This is a genomic window from Bacillus sp. FSL K6-2865 (assembly GCF_040311405.1).
In the GTDB taxonomy this organism is placed as follows: domain Bacteria; phylum Bacillota; class Bacilli; order Bacillales; family Bacillaceae; genus Bacillus; species Bacillus velezensis.
On sequence record NZ_CP152036.1, the window covers coordinates 3041161 to 3057597 of the forward strand.

Annotated in this window: 15 protein-coding genes and 1 other annotated feature; of the genes, 8 read left to right on the forward strand and 7 right to left on the reverse strand. The window is 47.6% G+C overall.

Annotated elements, in window-relative coordinates:
• Nucleotides 1–42: 42 nt before the first annotated feature.
• Both NYE42_RS14945 and NYE42_RS14950 read left to right on the forward strand, forming a co-directional pair.
• Nucleotides 43–1308 (forward strand): NAD(P)/FAD-dependent oxidoreductase, encoded by a 1266-nt coding sequence (locus NYE42_RS14945; protein ID WP_342497028.1) that lies wholly within the window; start codon nucleotides 43–45, stop codon nucleotides 1306–1308.
• Nucleotides 1309–1487: 179 nt separating this feature from the next.
• Nucleotides 1488–3023 (forward strand): BCCT family transporter, encoded by a 1536-nt coding sequence (locus tag NYE42_RS14950; protein ID WP_007408799.1) that lies wholly within the window; start codon nucleotides 1488–1490, stop codon nucleotides 3021–3023.
• A 35-nt stretch (nucleotides 3024–3058) separates the two neighbouring features.
• Here the strand turns inward: NYE42_RS14950 and NYE42_RS14955 are convergent, their stop codons facing one another.
• Nucleotides 3059–3241, reverse strand: a complete 183-nt coding sequence (locus tag NYE42_RS14955) for a sporulation protein Cse60 (RefSeq protein WP_003152309.1) — start codon at nucleotides 3239–3241, stop codon at nucleotides 3059–3061.
• Nucleotides 3242–3441: 200 nt separating this feature from the next.
• Here NYE42_RS14955 and NYE42_RS14960 point away from each other — a divergent pair, with 200 nt between their 5' ends.
• The 5 genes from NYE42_RS14960 to melA are packed head-to-tail and all read left to right on the forward strand — an operon-like array spanning nucleotide 3442 to nucleotide 8836.
• Nucleotides 3442–4467, forward strand: coding sequence for a LacI family DNA-binding transcriptional regulator (locus NYE42_RS14960; RefSeq protein ID WP_095352843.1), 1026 nt, complete (start codon nucleotides 3442–3444; stop codon nucleotides 4465–4467).
• 41 nt (nucleotides 4468–4508) lie between these two features.
• Nucleotides 4509–5786 (forward strand): ABC transporter substrate-binding protein, encoded by a 1278-nt coding sequence (locus NYE42_RS14965; RefSeq protein ID WP_095352842.1) that lies wholly within the window; start codon nucleotides 4509–4511, stop codon nucleotides 5784–5786.
• On the forward strand, nucleotides 5783–6697 hold the full coding sequence (locus NYE42_RS14970; protein ID WP_069006855.1) for a sugar ABC transporter permease: 915 nt from the start codon (nucleotides 5783–5785) through the stop codon (nucleotides 6695–6697). Before NYE42_RS14965 ends, NYE42_RS14970 begins: the two co-directional genes overlap by 4 nt.
• A complete protein-coding gene (locus NYE42_RS14975) occupies nucleotides 6694–7515 on the forward strand; it encodes a carbohydrate ABC transporter permease (RefSeq protein WP_095352841.1) in 822 nt (273 codons plus the stop codon). Before NYE42_RS14970 ends, NYE42_RS14975 begins: the two co-directional genes overlap by 4 nt.
• Nucleotides 7516–7537: 22 nt before the next feature.
• Nucleotides 7538–8836, forward strand: a complete 1299-nt coding sequence (melA, locus tag NYE42_RS14980) for an alpha-galactosidase MelA (protein ID WP_007408804.1) — start codon at nucleotides 7538–7540, stop codon at nucleotides 8834–8836.
• Between the two features lie 35 nt (nucleotides 8837–8871).
• On the opposite strand, the gene NYE42_RS14985 is transcribed toward melA, so the two are convergent.
• The 4 genes from NYE42_RS14985 to NYE42_RS15000 form a co-directional block, all read right to left on the reverse strand.
• The gene (locus NYE42_RS14985; RefSeq protein WP_257008637.1) at nucleotides 8872–9348 is read right to left on the reverse strand and encodes a GNAT family N-acetyltransferase; all 477 of its coding nucleotides are present in this window, start codon (nucleotides 9346–9348) and stop codon (nucleotides 8872–8874) included.
• Between the two features lie 84 nt (nucleotides 9349–9432).
• Nucleotides 9433–9744: a rhodanese-like domain-containing protein gene (locus tag NYE42_RS14990; RefSeq protein ID WP_003152299.1), complete on the reverse strand. Its 312-nt coding sequence runs from the start codon at nucleotides 9742–9744 to the stop codon at nucleotides 9433–9435.
• 115 nt (nucleotides 9745–9859) lie between these two features.
• Nucleotides 9860–12274: a leucine--tRNA ligase gene (gene leuS, locus NYE42_RS14995; RefSeq protein ID WP_095352839.1), complete on the reverse strand. Its 2415-nt coding sequence runs from the start codon at nucleotides 12272–12274 to the stop codon at nucleotides 9860–9862.
• 109 nt (nucleotides 12275–12383) lie between these two features.
• Nucleotides 12384–12597 (reverse strand) — a binding site (T-box leader).
• Between the two features lie 102 nt (nucleotides 12598–12699).
• Nucleotides 12700–13035: a DUF4257 domain-containing protein gene (locus NYE42_RS15000; protein ID WP_015418038.1), complete on the reverse strand. Its 336-nt coding sequence runs from the start codon at nucleotides 13033–13035 to the stop codon at nucleotides 12700–12702.
• Between the two features lie 388 nt (nucleotides 13036–13423).
• Between NYE42_RS15000 and NYE42_RS15005 the strand changes: the two genes are divergently transcribed.
• Nucleotides 13424–14209 (forward strand): STAS domain-containing protein, encoded by a 786-nt coding sequence (locus NYE42_RS15005; RefSeq protein ID WP_022553638.1) that lies wholly within the window; start codon nucleotides 13424–13426, stop codon nucleotides 14207–14209.
• Between the two features lie 41 nt (nucleotides 14210–14250).
• On the opposite strand, the gene NYE42_RS15010 is transcribed toward NYE42_RS15005, so the two are convergent.
• On the reverse strand, nucleotides 14251–15435 hold the full coding sequence (locus NYE42_RS15010; protein WP_095352838.1) for an MFS transporter: 1185 nt from the start codon (nucleotides 15433–15435) through the stop codon (nucleotides 14251–14253).
• A gap of 195 nt (nucleotides 15436–15630) precedes the next feature.
• Nucleotides 15631–16350, reverse strand: a complete 720-nt coding sequence (locus NYE42_RS15015; RefSeq protein ID WP_144663861.1) for a TIGR02206 family membrane protein — start codon at nucleotides 16348–16350, stop codon at nucleotides 15631–15633.
• Nucleotides 16351–16437 lie beyond the last annotated feature (87 nt).

Sequence of the window (16437 nt, forward strand, 5' to 3'; positions counted from 1 at the left end):
TTTCCGCCTATTATACGTAAAAAAGAAAGTTGTTGATGAAAGATGAAACATTATGACGTGATTGTGATCGGCGGCGGCCCGTCCGGTTTAATGGCTGCGATTGCGGCAGGCGAAGAAGGCGCGGACGTATTATTAATCGATAAAGGAAACAAGCTGGGACGGAAGCTGGCGATTTCCGGCGGCGGGCGCTGCAACGTGACCAACCGCCTCCCCGTTGAAGAAATCATCAAACACATCCCCGGCAACGGCCGCTTTTTATACAGCGCGTTTTCCGAATTTAATAATGAAGATATCATCGCCTTTTTTGAAAAACTCGGCATTCAGCTGAAAGAAGAAGACCACGGGCGCATGTTCCCGGTGACGGACAAAGCGCAAAGCGTTGTCGATGCGCTTTTGAACCGATTAAAACAACTGAATGTCACCATCCGCACAAATGAAAAAATCAAAGAAGTGCGGTACGAGAACGGCAGGACAGCAGGCATTACGACAAACAATGACGAACACATTAACGCAGACGCCGTTATTATCGCGGTCGGCGGAAAATCAGTCCCGCATACCGGCAGCACCGGAGACGGCTATGCATGGGCGGAAGCGGCCGGTCATACCGTGACCGAACTCTTTCCGACGGAAGTGCCGGTTACGTCGTCAGAACCGTTTATTAAACAAAAAACACTTCAGGGGCTGTCTCTTAGAAACGCGGCCGTCAGCGTTCTGAATAAAAAAGGCAAACCAATCGTCACACACGTGATGGACATGCTGTTTACCCATTTCGGCTTGTCAGGCCCCGCCATTCTCCGCTGCAGCCAGTTTGTCGTCAAAGAACTGAAAAAGCAGCCAGAGGTCAAACTCCGCATCGATCTGTTTCCCGGCATCAACGAGGAAGAGTTATTTCAAAAGATGCACAAGGAACTGAAAGACGCACCGAAAAAAGCGCTCAAAAATGCGCTGAAGCCGTGGATGCAGGAACGGTACCTGCTTTTTCTTCTGGAACGGAACGGTCTTGATCCGCAGACAAGCTTTACGGAATTGCCGAAGGATCAATTCAGGGCTTTTGTCAAAGACTGCAAACAATTTACGGTTGCCGCTGACGGAACGCTTTCTTTGGACAAAGCGTTTGTCACAGGCGGAGGTGTTTCCGTAAAAGAGATTGAGCCGAAACAGATGGCGTCAAAAAAAATGGAAGGCTTATATTTTTGCGGAGAAATACTCGATATTCACGGCTATACCGGGGGCTACAATATCACTTCAGCCTTTGTTACGGGGCATCTCGCCGGTTTGAATGCAGGACGTTTCTCACGCTCGCTCTAAATGGTTTAAAGCGCACTTACCTGAGCGTCCCCGTTGATAATTGACCAAAAACATGATAGAGTTTTCTGCGTTTTGTTTCACCTGATTGAGGGAATAGGAAGAAAGGATTGATCTGCAATCGTACGACCATACTAAAACAAAATGGCGTATTGAAAAAAATAGTCAGAGGGTGAGAACGTTTGAAGAAGAACATCTCCAGTGTTTTTTGGATTGTGATTGTCATCACAGCCGCTGCGGTTTTATGGGGGGCCATTTCTCCTGACAGCCTGCAGCAAGTCACTGATACGGCACAAAAATTTATTACGGATTCTTTCGGCTGGTATTATCTGCTGGTCGTTTCTATATTTGTCGGTTTCTGTCTCTTTCTCATTGTAAGTCCGATCGGCACAATAAAACTCGGAAAACCCGGGGAAAAACCGGAATTCGGCTTATTATCATGGTTTGCCATGCTTTTCAGCGCAGGCATGGGAATCGGTTTGGTATTTTACGGGGCTGCGGAACCGATCAGCCATTACGCCATCAGCTCTCCCTCAGGTGAAACAGAAACGCCCCAAGCATTTCGTGATGCGCTCCGGTACACATTTTTCCACTGGGGGCTGCACGCTTGGGCCATCTATGCGGTTGTCGCTTTATGTATCGCATATTTTCAATTCAGAAAAGACGCGCCCGGTTTGATCAGCAGCACACTGACACCGCTTTTGGGCGATAAAGTAAACGGGCCGATCGGCAAAGCGATTGACTGTATCGCCGTGTTTGCGACCGTTGTCGGTGTGGCGACAAGCTTAGGGCTCGGAGCGACTCAGATCAACGGCGGTCTGCATTATTTATTCGGCATTCCGAAAACATTTTCCGTTCAGCTGATCCTGATCGCTGTCGTGACCGTGTTATTTTTGATTTCTGCGTGGAGCGGCATCGGCAAAGGGATTAAATACTTAAGCAATACCAACATGGCGCTCGCGGCTATTTTAATGATCTTTATGCTCATTGCAGGCCCGACGGTGCTGATTATGAACTCATTTACCGATTCTATCGGCCAATATATCCAAAATATCGTGCAGATGAGCTTTCGCTTGTCTCCGAATGATCCCCAAAAACGCGAATGGATTAACAGCTGGACCATTTTCTATTGGGCCTGGTGGATATCCTGGTCGCCGTTTGTCGGCATTTTTATCGCCCGTGTATCAAGGGGCCGGACGATCCGGGAATTTTTAATCGGGGTATTGGTGACACCTTGTATATTGGCTTTCTTATGGTTTGCGATCTTCGGTGTATCCGCGATGGATCTTCAGCAGAAAGGCGTATTCAATGTCGCGGGAATGTCAACGGATACGATGCTGTTCGGCGCACTCAGCCACTATCCGCTGACAATGGTGACATCCGTATTAACGCTTGTTCTGATCGCTGTATTCTTTATTACATCAGCGGATTCAGCGACATTTGTGCTTGGAATGCAAACGTCTTACGGCTCTTTAGACCCGTCAAACCGGGTGAAAATCATCTGGGGCGTCATCCAGTCCGCCGTGGCAGCGGTTTTGTTATATTCCGGCGGTCTGGCCGCACTGCAAAACACCGCCATTCTTGCCGCGGTTCCGTTTTCAGTCGTGATTCTTCTGATGATTGTGTCTCTGTACAAGTCATTAGCGAGCGAGCGAAAAGGAATCAAACAAGCGGAGAAATACCAAAAACCGAGAAGTCCCCGCGTCAAAAAAGCATAATGCACAAAGAAGCCCGGCATTTCGTCCGGGCTTCTTTATTTTCGGTATAAAATGAGAGCGGAAAAACAATAAAGCTGCTCACCTTCAGGATCACAGGCCGCCGCTACCGTATATTTAATATCAACGAGCTGTTCATCAGAAATCCCCTTTAAAAATGTATTGACTTCAGTCTGCAGATCCTTTTCATGCTCCTCATCAAAAACAGCTATCTTCAGCACATCACCCTCTCCTTTCTCTATCAATTTATTCCGGTTCAATTGAAATATGATAGAGAAAAACAGATTTTCTTTTTTACTGATTTTTACTAAAAGTAACCAAAAATAGTTGTTGAAAACGCTTACTCTCGTATGATAATATCATTTTAACAATAACCAGGTCATTTCTGTTTAGTAAATATTTAGTTAAAAGGAGATGCGAAATGGTCCGTCTCAAAGATATTGCCTTACAGGCATCTGTATCCAGCGCGACAGTATCGAGAATTTTGAATAAGGATGACTCTTTGGCTGTGACTGATGAAACAAGAGAAAAAGTTCTGAGGATCGCCGATGAGCTGGGCTATCAGCCGTCGGCAAAAAGACGGAAGAACCGCAGCCGCAGCGATTCAGCGCCCCTGATCGGCGTTGTCAGCTGCCTATCACCGGAAGAAGAACGGCAGGATCCTTATTTTTCGGCGATCCGAAAAGGCATTGAGGAAGAATGCTTTCGGCAAAAAATTTTTATCACATCTTCTATCCATCTCGGTTCTTTTCAAAAGCATATGTTTTACGAACTGGACGGCGTCATCGTCATCGGCAGCCTGCAAGACGAGGCGCTTACGAATATCAGCGCCGCTTTCAGGCACGCGGTGTTTGTTAACGGCACCCCCGATCCCGCCCGCTACGATTCTGTCAGCGTGGATTTTTATGCCGCAGCGCAAAAGGCGATAGAACATCTTCTGTCGCTCGGTTACCAGCGGCTCGGTTATATCGGCGGCCGGGAGCGGGAGCATACCGTCATAGACGGTGTAAACAGCAATAAAACGATTGAGGATAAGCGTCTGACCGCTTTCTTACAAATGGCCGGCGCCGAGCCGGAGCATGTACTGATCGGCGAATACAGCATGCACGAAGGGTTCCGGCTGATGAATGAAGCCATCAAAGGCGGAAGTCTCCCCGATGCCTTTTTTATCGCAAGTGATTCGATGGCTGTCGGCGCTTTAAAAGCCTTGCAGGAAGCCGGCCTTCAAGTCCCGCGCGATACGGCGGTTGTCAGCTTCAACGGAATTGATGAGGCAGAATACGCCAGCACGCCGTTATCAACGGTAAAAGTATACACGGAAGAGATGGGCCGGACGGGTGTCAAATTGCTTCTCGACCGTTTAAACGGCAGAACCGTCCCGCTGGCCGTGACGCTCCCCACTTCATTGATTGTCAGACAAAGCTGCGGCTCACAAGAAAGGAGGTGACGTGTCCCGCAGCGTTTATATCATATTTAAAGGAGGAAAAGATGATACGCTTACTGGCTTTGTTTCTTTCTTTTACTTGCATGATACTTCCCGGCTGCTCGGCAGAACAGAGCGGCGCCGGAGAAAAGCAGAAAACATTGACAGTCTATTCCACCATATCCTCAGACAGCGAACGCGCCGTATTCAGAAAGTTGGCTGATTCATTCCAAAAAGAACATCCGGACATTCAAGTAAACGTTCATTTCCCAGGCAATGACTACGAAAATATGATGAGGGTCAGGATGGCGGCCGGTGATATGCCCGATCTTTTCGACACACACGGCTGGGCCAAAATCCGCTACGGAGAATATACCGCCGACCTCAGCGGCATGTCTTGGACGAAGCGGCTCGATCCGAATTTAAACAGCATGCTCAAAGACGCCAAAGGCAGAATATACGCCTTCCCTCTGAATCAGGCAAAGGACGGACTGGCCTACAACCGCACAATGTTGGAAAAATACGGAATCAAACCGCCGGAAACAATGGATGATTTTATGAAGGCACTGAGACAGATTAAAGAAAAAAGCGGCGGAACAGTCACCCCCTTCTGGTTTGCCGGCTATGAGAAAAGCTCATTTGCCCAATATTACGATCAATTCGCCGCACCGCTTCTCATCACAGATCCCGCACACCGTTACAAAAAACAACTGTTAAACGGAACCTTCCGCTGGACACACTTCACCTATTTATCTGACAAACTGAAAGAGATGCAAAAGGAAAACCTGCTCAATATAGATGCCGTGACGGCAAAACGGTCCCAGCTCATTGAACTGATGGCGCAAAACAAAATCGCCTTTACGCTGCAGGGCGGCACCCTCGGCCAAGACGTCGCTCAAATCAATCCGAAGGTAAAAGTCGGCATCATACCGACCCCGGCCGTCCACAAGGGAGACGCGCCGGTTTGGATCGGAGGCGAACGTTACACGCTGGCGGCATTCAAGGATTCCCCGCGGCTTGAAGAAGCGAAACAGTTTATCGCATTTATGGCCCGACCCGAGCATGCAAAATCAATTGCCGAAGCGACCTCGCTTCCGGCCGGATTAGTGAATGTGCAAACGGACATTTTCTACGCAAATGACTATAAGCGCTATCAGCATATTAAGGTGCAGCCTTATTTTGACCGCCTTTATTTGCCGAACGGAATGTGGGATGTGATGGGAACAGCCGGGCAGGAGCTGATGGCCGATATCTTAACCCCCGCTGAAATTTCAGCGAAACTCGGCAGGGAATATAAGCGGCTCCGGCTTCAATCTGATTCACGGGGAGCTGAAAAAGAATGAGTGATCTTGCAAAAGAAACCCAAGGATTTCAACATCAAAAGCCGGTAAAACCGGCGTCACTATGGTGGATGTACGTCCCCGCTCTTGCCACGGTTTTTATTTTCATGATTTTTCCGTTTGTCAAAGGCGCTTTTATTACATTTACAAACTGGAACGGCTTCTCACAGACGTATCAATGGGTGGGGGTTACTCAATATAAAAGGCTTTTTACAGATCCGGACACGTGGCTTGTTGTGAAAAACACTTTGCTTTACGGCATCGGAAGCACTTTTTTTCAGAATATGCTCGGACTTTTATATGCGCTGCTTTTGAATCAGAGCTTAAAAATGAAGGCGCTCACAAGAACGATCGTCTACTTGCCCGTCATTATCAGTCCGCTGATTATGGGATACATTTGGTATTTTATTTTCTCATATGACGGGGGTGCGCTGAATGATGTGCTTGGCGCACTGGGAATCGGTCCTGTCAACGCCTTGGCAAGCCCTGCGGCAAACCCGTGGATTATCGTCATGATTAACACGTATCAATACGCAGGCATTGCGATGATTGTATATTTGGCGGGGCTGCAAAGCATTCCGAAAGATTATTACGAAGCCGCAAAAATGGATGGCGCGGGAGGTCTTCAGCCGTTTTTCACCATCACCCTGCCTTTATTGATGCCGGCTGTCACCATCAACATGGTCATCAATATCATCGGCGGGCTGAAGCTGTTTGATGTCATTTTCGCGCTGACCGCAGGCGGGCCGGGCAATTCCTCTCAATCGATGTCAACGTTTATGTATGATTTATATTTTAAACGGCAGGATGCGGGATATGCCGCCGCCCAAGGCGTGTTTATGTCCGTCATGATTCTTGTCATCAGCTTTTCGGCTCTCGTGTATTTCAAGCGAAAGGAGACGGAAATGTCATGAAAACAGCCCGAATGCGGATTTTTACGCTGTTGGCAGCCGTTATCTCGTGCGTTCATATTGTCCCCTTTTATATTTTGCTGACCACGTCATTAAAAGCAAAAGGTGACTACAGTTCAAAATGGTCGCTGCCATCCGCCTTTTCACTTCAGAATTTTCGTGAAGCATGGGAACGTGCCTCTCTCGGACAATCCTTTCTGAACACGATCATCATTACAGCCGTTTCCGCCGCTTTATTAATTTTCATGGGTTCGCTTGCCGCATACCCGCTCGCAAGAAGAAATACAAAGCTGAACAAAATCGTCTTCGGCCTTTTGATTTCAATCATGATCATCCCGCCTTTGACTTCCATGGTTCCTTTATACAAGATGGTCGCTGATGCGGGGCTGATCAATACGCATGCCGCAGCCATTCTCATTAATACGGCTGCATATATGCCGCTGACCGTTTTCTTATATTCAGGGTTTATCCGCTCCTCCATTCCGAAAGAGCTTGAGGAAGCCGCCAGGATCGACGGCGCGGGATTGATCAGGACTTTTTATACAATCGTGTTTCCTTTGTTGAAACCGATTACCGCAACGGTCTGCATTATTTCCTGCGTGTTTATCTGGAACGATTACCAATTTGCGATTTTCTTTTTACAAGATCAAAAGGTGCAGACATTGACCGTGGCCATGGCGGGATTCTTCGGCGAAAACGCGAACAATCTTCACTTAGTCGCCGCAGCCGCAATTATGGCGATGCTGCCGATGGTCGTATTGTTTTTGGCGCTTCAAAAATATTTTATCTCAGGGCTGTCCTCCGGGGCGGTCAAAGGCTGAGAAGAAAAGGGAGGAATTTCTGTTGAAGAAAATTACGTTTATCGGAGCGGGGAGCACGATTTTCGCAAAAAATGTACTGGGGGACTGCTTACTGACTGAAGCATTAAACGGGTTTGAATTCGCGCTTTATGATATTGACGCTGTACGGCTGAAAGAATCCCAGCTCATGCTGGAAAACATGAGAGACCGCTACAATACGAGTATATCCATCATCTCCTACGATGACCGAAAACAGGCGCTGAAACACGCCGGCTATGTGATAAACGCCATTCAGGTCGGCGGCTATAAACCCGCGACGGTTATTGACTTTGACATCCCGAAGCGGTACGGTCTCCGCCAGACGATTGCCGATACCGTCGGAATAGGCGGCATTTTCCGTTCCCTTCGCACCATCCCCGTTTTATTTGACATCGCAAAAGACATGGAAGAGGTCTGCCCGGATGCGTGGCTGTTAAACTATACAAATCCGATGGCCTCTCTGACCGGAGCGATGCTCAGACATACAAATGTCAAAACGGTCGGCCTGTGCCACAGCGTCCAGGTATGTACCAAAGATCTGTTTGACTCACTCGGCATGGATCACGAAGGGACGGAAGAACGCATTGCCGGCATCAACCATATGGCTTGGCTTTTGGAGATTAAAAAAGACGGAATTGATTTATATCCGGAAATTAAAAGACGGGCACGCGAAAAACAAAAGACGAAACATAAGGACATGGTGCGGTTTGAGCTGATGGATAAATTCGGCTGCTACGTAACGGAATCATCTGAGCATAATGCCGAATATCACCCGTATTTTATAAAAAGCCGGTATCCGGAGCTGATAGATGAACTCCAAATTCCGCTTGATGAATATCCGAGGAGATGCGCGGAACAAATCAACAATTGGGAAACGATGAGAGACGGCATAATCAACAACCAAAACCTGACGCATGAACGCTCAAAAGAATACGGTTCGAGAATTATTGAAGCGATGGAGACGGGCAAACCGTTCACATTCGGCGGCAATGTGCTGAATACCGGGCTGATACCGAATCTGCCGGCGAAAGCGGTCGTTGAAGTGCCTTGCACAGCCGTCAAAAACCACATTATGCCGTGCTATTCGGGCGAACTTCCCGAGCAGCTCGCGGCGCTCAACAGAACAAACATTAACACACAGCTTTTAACCATCGAAGCGGCCGTTACATTAAAAAAGGAAGCCGTATATCAGGCGGCCATGCTTGATCCGCATACGAGCGCCGAGCTTTCCATGAATGACATCATATCTTTGTGCGATGACTTATTTGAAGCGCACAAAGACCGGCTTCCGGCTTATCACTGATCATTCGCGTTCCGGTCCTGGGCGGCCGGACGCTTTTATATGTTCAGTACCAGTTTGACCGTCTGTAAAGTGTGTCCTTTAAAGTCTTCTTCAAATTCACATATCCATTGAAACCCTTTCGCTTGATAAAAGGATAAGGCGATGCGGTTCTCTTTTTCTGCATGGACATAAAGCTTTTTTACCCCGCCGGACTGCCTGATGCATTCTTTAAGGAGTGCCGTGCCTATCCCGCTTCCCTGGCAATCCGGGTCAATATAGATGGCGGTCAGCTCCGCATTTCCGTCTTTTTGAACCGGGGTGGCATTTGCAAAACCGAGCACTCGCCCCTCTTCTTCTGCCACAAAGAACAGAGAATGCAAGAGCCGGCGTTCCATCATCTCATCCTGATAGGCGGATTCGAGAAACTGATCTTGAATATGTCTGGGAATAATCCCTTCATACGTATGATGCCAGCTTCGTTCTGCGACTTGCCGGACCTGTTTGATATCGTTTGTTTTCATCGCGCGGATCATTGGTTTCACCTGATTCGCCTCCCGTTTTTTTATAAAAAAAGAAGAAAAAGACGCACGTCCCTTTTCTTCTTTCACTTCAAAGCGTTATTTCTTCGGCTTTGTTTCGCCTTCCCACTCCAGCATGCCGCCTTCAACATTAACCGTACGGAAGCCCTGCTCATGTAAATACATACAAACGTTCATGCTTCTTTTTCCGGAACGGCAGATAAATACATATTCCTTGTCCTTGTCTAACGCATCCATCTTCTCAGGGATGTCCCCCATGCGGATGTGAACGGCCTCCGGAATCATTCCTTCGGCAACTTCTTCGTCCTCTCTGACATCAATCAGATACAGCTCTTCTCCCGCTTTTAATTTTTCTTCCAGTGCGGCTGTGCTGATTTCATTTATTTTCAATGTGTGACACTCCCATTCATCTTTATGGTGTTAAGTATACCAAAGCCCGCGGTGCAATTTCTATGATAGAGACTGATAAAAAAGCCCCTCTCTGTAGGAGAGGGGCTTCGCCCGGTCAGTTTGCCACGATATTGACAAGCTTGCCCGGTACGGCAATGATTTTTCGGATCGTTTTTCCTTCAAGCTGCTCTTTTACTTTTTCGTCAGCTTGTGCGAGCTGTTCTAACGCTGCTTTATCAGCATCAGCCGGAACCATTAATTTCGCTTTTACTTTTCCGTTCAGCTGGACGACGATTTCCACTTCATCGTCCACCAGTTTTGATTCGTCATAAGCAGGCCAAGCCTCGTATGCAATCGAACCTTCGTGGCCGAGTTTTTCCCACAGTTCTTCCGCCAAATGCGGCGCAATAGGAGAAAGCAGCTTCACAAAACCTTCGATATATTCTCTCGGCAGTTCATTCGCTTTGTAAGCTTCATTAATGAAGACCATCAGCTGAGAAATGCCCGTGTTAAAACGAAGGGCTTCGAAGTTTTCTGTCACTTTCATGACCGTTTCATGATAGACGCGCTCAAGAGTTTCGCCTGCGCCTTCTGTCACTTTGCCCGTCAGCTCGCCGTTTTCCTCGATAAACAAACGCCATACGCGGTCAAGGAAGCGGCGCGCTCCATCAAGGCCTGATTCAGACCAGGCGATAGATGCATCAAGCGGCCCCATAAACATTTCGTACAGGCGGAGCGTATCTGCTCCGTGAGACGCCACAATTTCATCCGGATTGACGACGTTTCCGCGGGATTTACTCATTTTTTCATTATTTTCCCCGAGAATCATTCCTTGGTTATACAGCTTTTGGAACGGTTCTTTCGTCGGCACGACACCGATATCGTAGAGGAATTTATGCCAGAAACGCGCGTACAGAAGGTGAAGCACGGCATGCTCCGCTCCTCCAATGTAAATATCAACGGGCAGCCATTTATCCAGTTTCTCAGGTGAAGCGAGCTGATCCGGATTTTTCGGGTCGATAAAGCGGAGGAAATACCAGCAGCTTCCCGCCCATTGCGGCATCGTGTTCGTTTCTCTTCTGCCTTTTTTGCCCGTTTCAGGATCAGTGACTTCCACCCACTCTTTAATGTTGGCAAGCGGTGATTCACCTGTTCCGCTCGGTTTGATCTCATCGGTTTTCGGCAGAATCAGCGGCAGCTCTTCCGCCGGAACGGCTGTTGACGTGCCGTCTTCCCAATGAATGACCGGAATCGGCTCGCCCCAATAGCGCTGGCGGCTGAACAGCCAATCACGCAGACGGTATGTCACTTTTTTCTCACCGTTTTTCGTTTCTTCAAGCCAGGCGATCATTTTTTCAATCGCTTCCGCTTTATTCAGTCCGTTCAGAAAGCCGGAATTGACATGCTCTCCGTCCCCCGTGTACGCTTCTTCTTCCGTGTTTCCGCCTTTTACGACTTCTTTGACAGGCAGGCTGAACACTTTGGCGAATTCAAAATCACGTTCGTCATGCGCCGGCACGGCCATTACAGCGCCTGTTCCGTAAGAGGCGAGGACATAATCCGCTATCCAGATCGGCAGCTTTTCCCCATTTGCAGGGTTTACGGCATATGCGCCCGTGAAGACGCCCGATTTTGTTTTCGCAAGATCCGTCCGTTCCAGGTCACTTTTCGCCTGAACTTCTTTAACATAAGCATCTACCGCTTCTTTTTGTTCAGGCGTCGTGATGGCCTCAACAAGCTCATGCTCAGGAGCCAGTACGGCATAAGCCGCGCCGAACAGCGTGTCCGGTCTTGTCGTAAACACGGTAAACGTGTCATCAGTGCCGTCGATTGCGAAATGCACGTTTGCGCCTTCTGAGCGTCCGATCCAGTTGCGCTGCATGTCTTTAATGCTTTCCGGCCAGTCAAGGTCTTCTAAATCTTCAAGAAGCCTGTCCGCATAAGCGGTGATTTTCAGCATCCATTGTCTCATCGGGCGGCGTTCAACCGGATGGCCGCCCCGCTCGCTTTTGCCGTCAATGACTTCTTCGTTCGCAAGCACCGTTCCGAGCGCCGGGCACCAGTTGACCGGCACTTCGTCTACGTAAGCGAGCCCTTTTTCGTACAGCTTGGTGAAGATCCACTGCGTCCACTTGTAATAGTCCGGATCAGTCGTATTGATTTCACGATCCCAATCATATGAAAATCCGAGCGATTGAATCTGGCGGCGGAAATTATCTATATTTTGTTTTGTGAACTCAGCCGGATCATTCCCCGTGTCAAGCGCGTATTGCTCGGCAGGAAGCCCGAACGCGTCCCATCCCATCGGATGAAGCACATTGTATCCTTGCATGCGTCTCATGCGCGAAAGGATATCGGTTGCCGTATAGCCTTCCGGATGTCCGACATGAAGGCCGGCTCCTGAAGGATACGGGAACATGTCAAGCGCGTAAAACTTCGGCTTGTCATTCTCTTCACTGACGGCGAACGTTTTATGATCCAACCAGTAATTCTGCCATTTCTTTTCTATTTTTTCGTGCTGAAAACTCAACGTAAAAACCTCCTTCTGATTGAATACGGCGTATGTAGTCCAAGTATTGACGGGATGAGAAAGATTATATTCAGATTATTCTAAAACTAAAAAAAACTCCCTCATCCCAAAAAGGGACGAGAGATTTTTATTTCCCGCGGTACCACCCTCGTTAGCGCGGTTTTAAGCCGCACTCACTTGATACTTTTAACGCAGTTATGCGTCAGCGGTTTTGCCGCTGCAACTCTGAGGCGAGTTCGGAAACAGACTTGATTGACTTGCACCGGCCGTCAACTCTCTGATTGCAAAATCTGCTTCTTACTGCTCCTCTTCACTGTTCTTATCGCTACCGTAATCTTACCTGTATTTTATAGAATTCTGTTCATAAGTGCAAGCAGGTTTGTATACAATGGGAATGTACCCGGAACGGGTCATGAGCGGGGATATTATTTTGATGGAGGATTTTTTTGCTGGTGTGGTTTTGCTTCGGCCGAATCACTGTTTTGTTCTCTGACAAAATCAAAGCTCCTGAGAACAGCTTCTCCGCCGTAGCCTGCGATTATGGATAAGATGACGAGTTGAATTCCTGAATCGGGGTCAGCGGATAAGACAAGTAAGATGGAAGCAGCCATTCCGATAAAACCATCTTCCAAAAAACCGAGATAGATAAACCGCTTTGTCATTCTGGGTTTCTCCAGCCTGCCTCTCTTTTTCACATGACCGAGAACCCCCATGATGCCTCCAATTACACAAGCAATTATTACCTGATGCAGCATCTTCATCACCTTCCTAAAGCCCTTATTTAGTAAAGCGACTTCAGGCCATCCAGCCCCCTTACGAATACGATGATTTTCGATATCTACATACCGGCGATTGAGCAGGAAAGTAAAAAGCTTGTTTCTTCCATTATATGTGAACACATGATCGGTAAGCTTGATGCATTAGATTCATTTTTCACCCAGTGACAATGACCTAGTTACTTACTTAGCGATGATGTGCCTTCCCCTTATATATTCAGTGTATATGAGGACAAGCCCGAATGACAAATTGCAAACTCCGGCTGCTTGAATCAGAACATATGTTATGCTACGGTTACTGTAGATTCATTTAAAAAGGGGAGAAACAATGGCTGAAAAAGCGCACAGCTTTACGGCCAAAAGGGGGTTTTACATGGCTGACTCAAATGTATTCGGAAAACTGGAGCAGCTGGAGCTTATCAAAAAGGCGCTTGATCACGCACGCATCGGCGTGGTGATTACAGACCCCTCTCTTGAGGACAATCCCATCATATATACAAATCAGGGATTTATGGATATGACAGGCTACTCTTCCGAAGAGATATTAGGTAAGAACTGCAGATTTCTGCAAAGCAAAGAAACCGACCGTCAACAAGTCGCGAAAATAAGAAAGAGCTTAAACCAGAAAGAAAAGATCACGGTACGGCTGAAAAATGTCAAAAAAGACGGCACCCCATTTTGGAATGAACTCAACATTGATCCTCTGTATGTTGAAGACAAGCTCTATTTTGTCGGTTTTCAAAAAGACATCACAGAGCAGAAAGAATACGAAAAGCTCCTTGAGGATTCCCTCGCAGAAATCACGACGCTGTCAACGCCGATTGTTCCGATCCGAAACGGCATCTCCGCTTTGCCGTTAGTGGGAAACTTAACGGAAGAACGATTTGATTCAATCGTGACAACTTTGACGGACATATTAACCGCATCTAAAGATGATTACTTAATTATAGACTTATCAGGTCTGGCCGAGGTAAACGAACAGACCGCTGACCGGATTTTCAAATTGCACCACCTGCTTAAATTAATCGGCACGGAATTGATTATCACCGGGATCAAGCCTTCCCTCGCCATGAGAATGAATCAGCTTGATGCCAGCTTTTCTTCATTAAAGACGTATTTAAACGTTAAGGACGCGGTCAACGTGCTTCCGGTCGTATAAACAAAAAAATCCCGCCGAAACAGCGGGATTTTTTTATGTCGTCATCGCACTTGGACGTTTTGTTTATTAACGGTTTTCAAGCGTTTGTCGTACAGCACCGTCGCTGCGATGCTGACAACAAGAAGCACCATCAGGATCAACAGCAGCACGCTCATGCCGTACTGATCAACCAGCACGCCGCCAAGGAGCGGCCCGATCATTCTGCCGCCCGTCGCCGCACTGTTGACGAATCCTTGGTAAAACCCTTCTTTCCCCTTAGGCGCAAGCTGATTGGCAATGGTAGGCACGGCAGGCCAGACAAGCATTTCTCCGACGGTTAAAATCACCATTGCGGTGAGGTACATCGGAAATTGCTTGGCGCTGAGAAGCACGCCGAACGAAACGATAAAAATACAAAAGCCAATGACCATCTGCGTTTTTAACGCACCGGACCATTTTTTCAGAACAACTCCTATGAGAGGCTGTCCGGCGACAATTAATATTCCGTTTACGGTCCAGAGCACACTGTATAATGAAAGCGGCATACCGATGCTTTGAGTATGTGACGCAACGGTTGTGGACCACTGCGAATAGGCAATCCACCCGAGAACATACCCGCCGCTCAATATGAGAAGCGCCGTAAATTTCGTTCTGCTGCTGACAGGCTCGTAGTCCAGAACAGAAGCCTGGCTCGCATTTCCGGTTTTGATATTTCGAAACCCGAAAAATACGATAAGGAAAAACAGCACATACAGCATAGCATTGGCTAAAAACACGTACGTAAACGAGTACGCCGCAACCATCCCGCCGAGTGCCGAGCCCACGGCGACACCTGCGTTCTGAGCTACATAAATCGCATTAAAAGCTCTCCGCCCGCCTTCTTTCCATACCGCTCCCGCCATGGCGTAACTGGCCGGAAACACGATACCGGAACCGAAGCCGACAATGATGAGCAGCCAAATATAAACGGGCCATTGATGAAACAGAACGAGTCCGAGAAGACTTGCCAATGTGATCATAATGCCCAGCATAATGGATTTGAATCCGCCGATTTTATCAAACAAAAATCCGCCGCATAAATTCCCCGCCACACTGGCCCCGGAATTCAGCATCAGAACAATCCCCGCAACAGTCAGCGATTTCCCTAAATGATTATGAATATAGATCGTATTCAGCGGCCACAAAAAAGATGCGCCCGTCACATTGATAAACATTCCGATGATTAATATCTTCAAAGCACGCGGCATACCGATCCCCCTCTCTATATAAAAAACCCCATGAAAAAACGGAAACCGCAAGCCGCGGCTCCGTATCGAACACGTTATCATAGCACATTCATTCTATCGCCGCGGACGTCTTTTTTCAACATCAGAATCTGAAAAAAATAATGCCGGAATGTTGAAAAAATTACAAATGATTGGATTCACAAAAACAGGCCGGCCTCATGCTCTTTTCCTCAGCAGCCAAAACGGGATATACAGAATGAAAAAGCTCAATATCACCGCCGCTTCCATTGATAGAAGATACCACGGCCAAGGTCCGAAAACATTCAGAAGCGAAGCGGTCTTCGGTTTTTTCATTAAATATAAGTAATTTGCATTCAGCACACGATCAATAAATAAGACACACGCCCCGTACAGATTTACGATCAGCACCGATACCCACAGTCCGCGCACCGACGGTCTATACTTTTCTGCAGCGGCCATGAATAGACAGGTAAGAAAAACACAGCCGTGGGAGACGAAAAACACGATGTACCGAAAATGAGGGAAAGAATACGCCCCTAAATCAGGTGTTGCCATCGCCTGTACGGCGCTGCCCAAACCGGCAAAATAGAGGAAGGCGAACAGTTTTTTGCTTTTTGTCATGACCATCAGCATCGCCAAATAGACGGAAAGGTCGCTCAGCTGCAGCGGCAGAGCTGTTTTCAGCGACCAGGCATGATGACAAAGCAGCCATATATGATAGCTGATCTGCGACACGGCAAGGAGAATGAACAGCACATATCGGAAAACGCGATTCGGCCGGCCGTGATTGAGCTGTTTCCGGAATATGATCACGCACACCCCAAGCAATCCGATGACCAAAAGCGTGAAAATGTGTTCCCTGGAAAATAGATGAAAGGCCCCTGTTTCAGATTTCAATTGAAAATACTTCTGCATAAGGCTCCCCCGCGCGAAAAAATGACGTATGTCTATTCTTTTAAAAATCGCTTTCTTCTATTCATAAAAAAAAAGCCTCCGCTTATG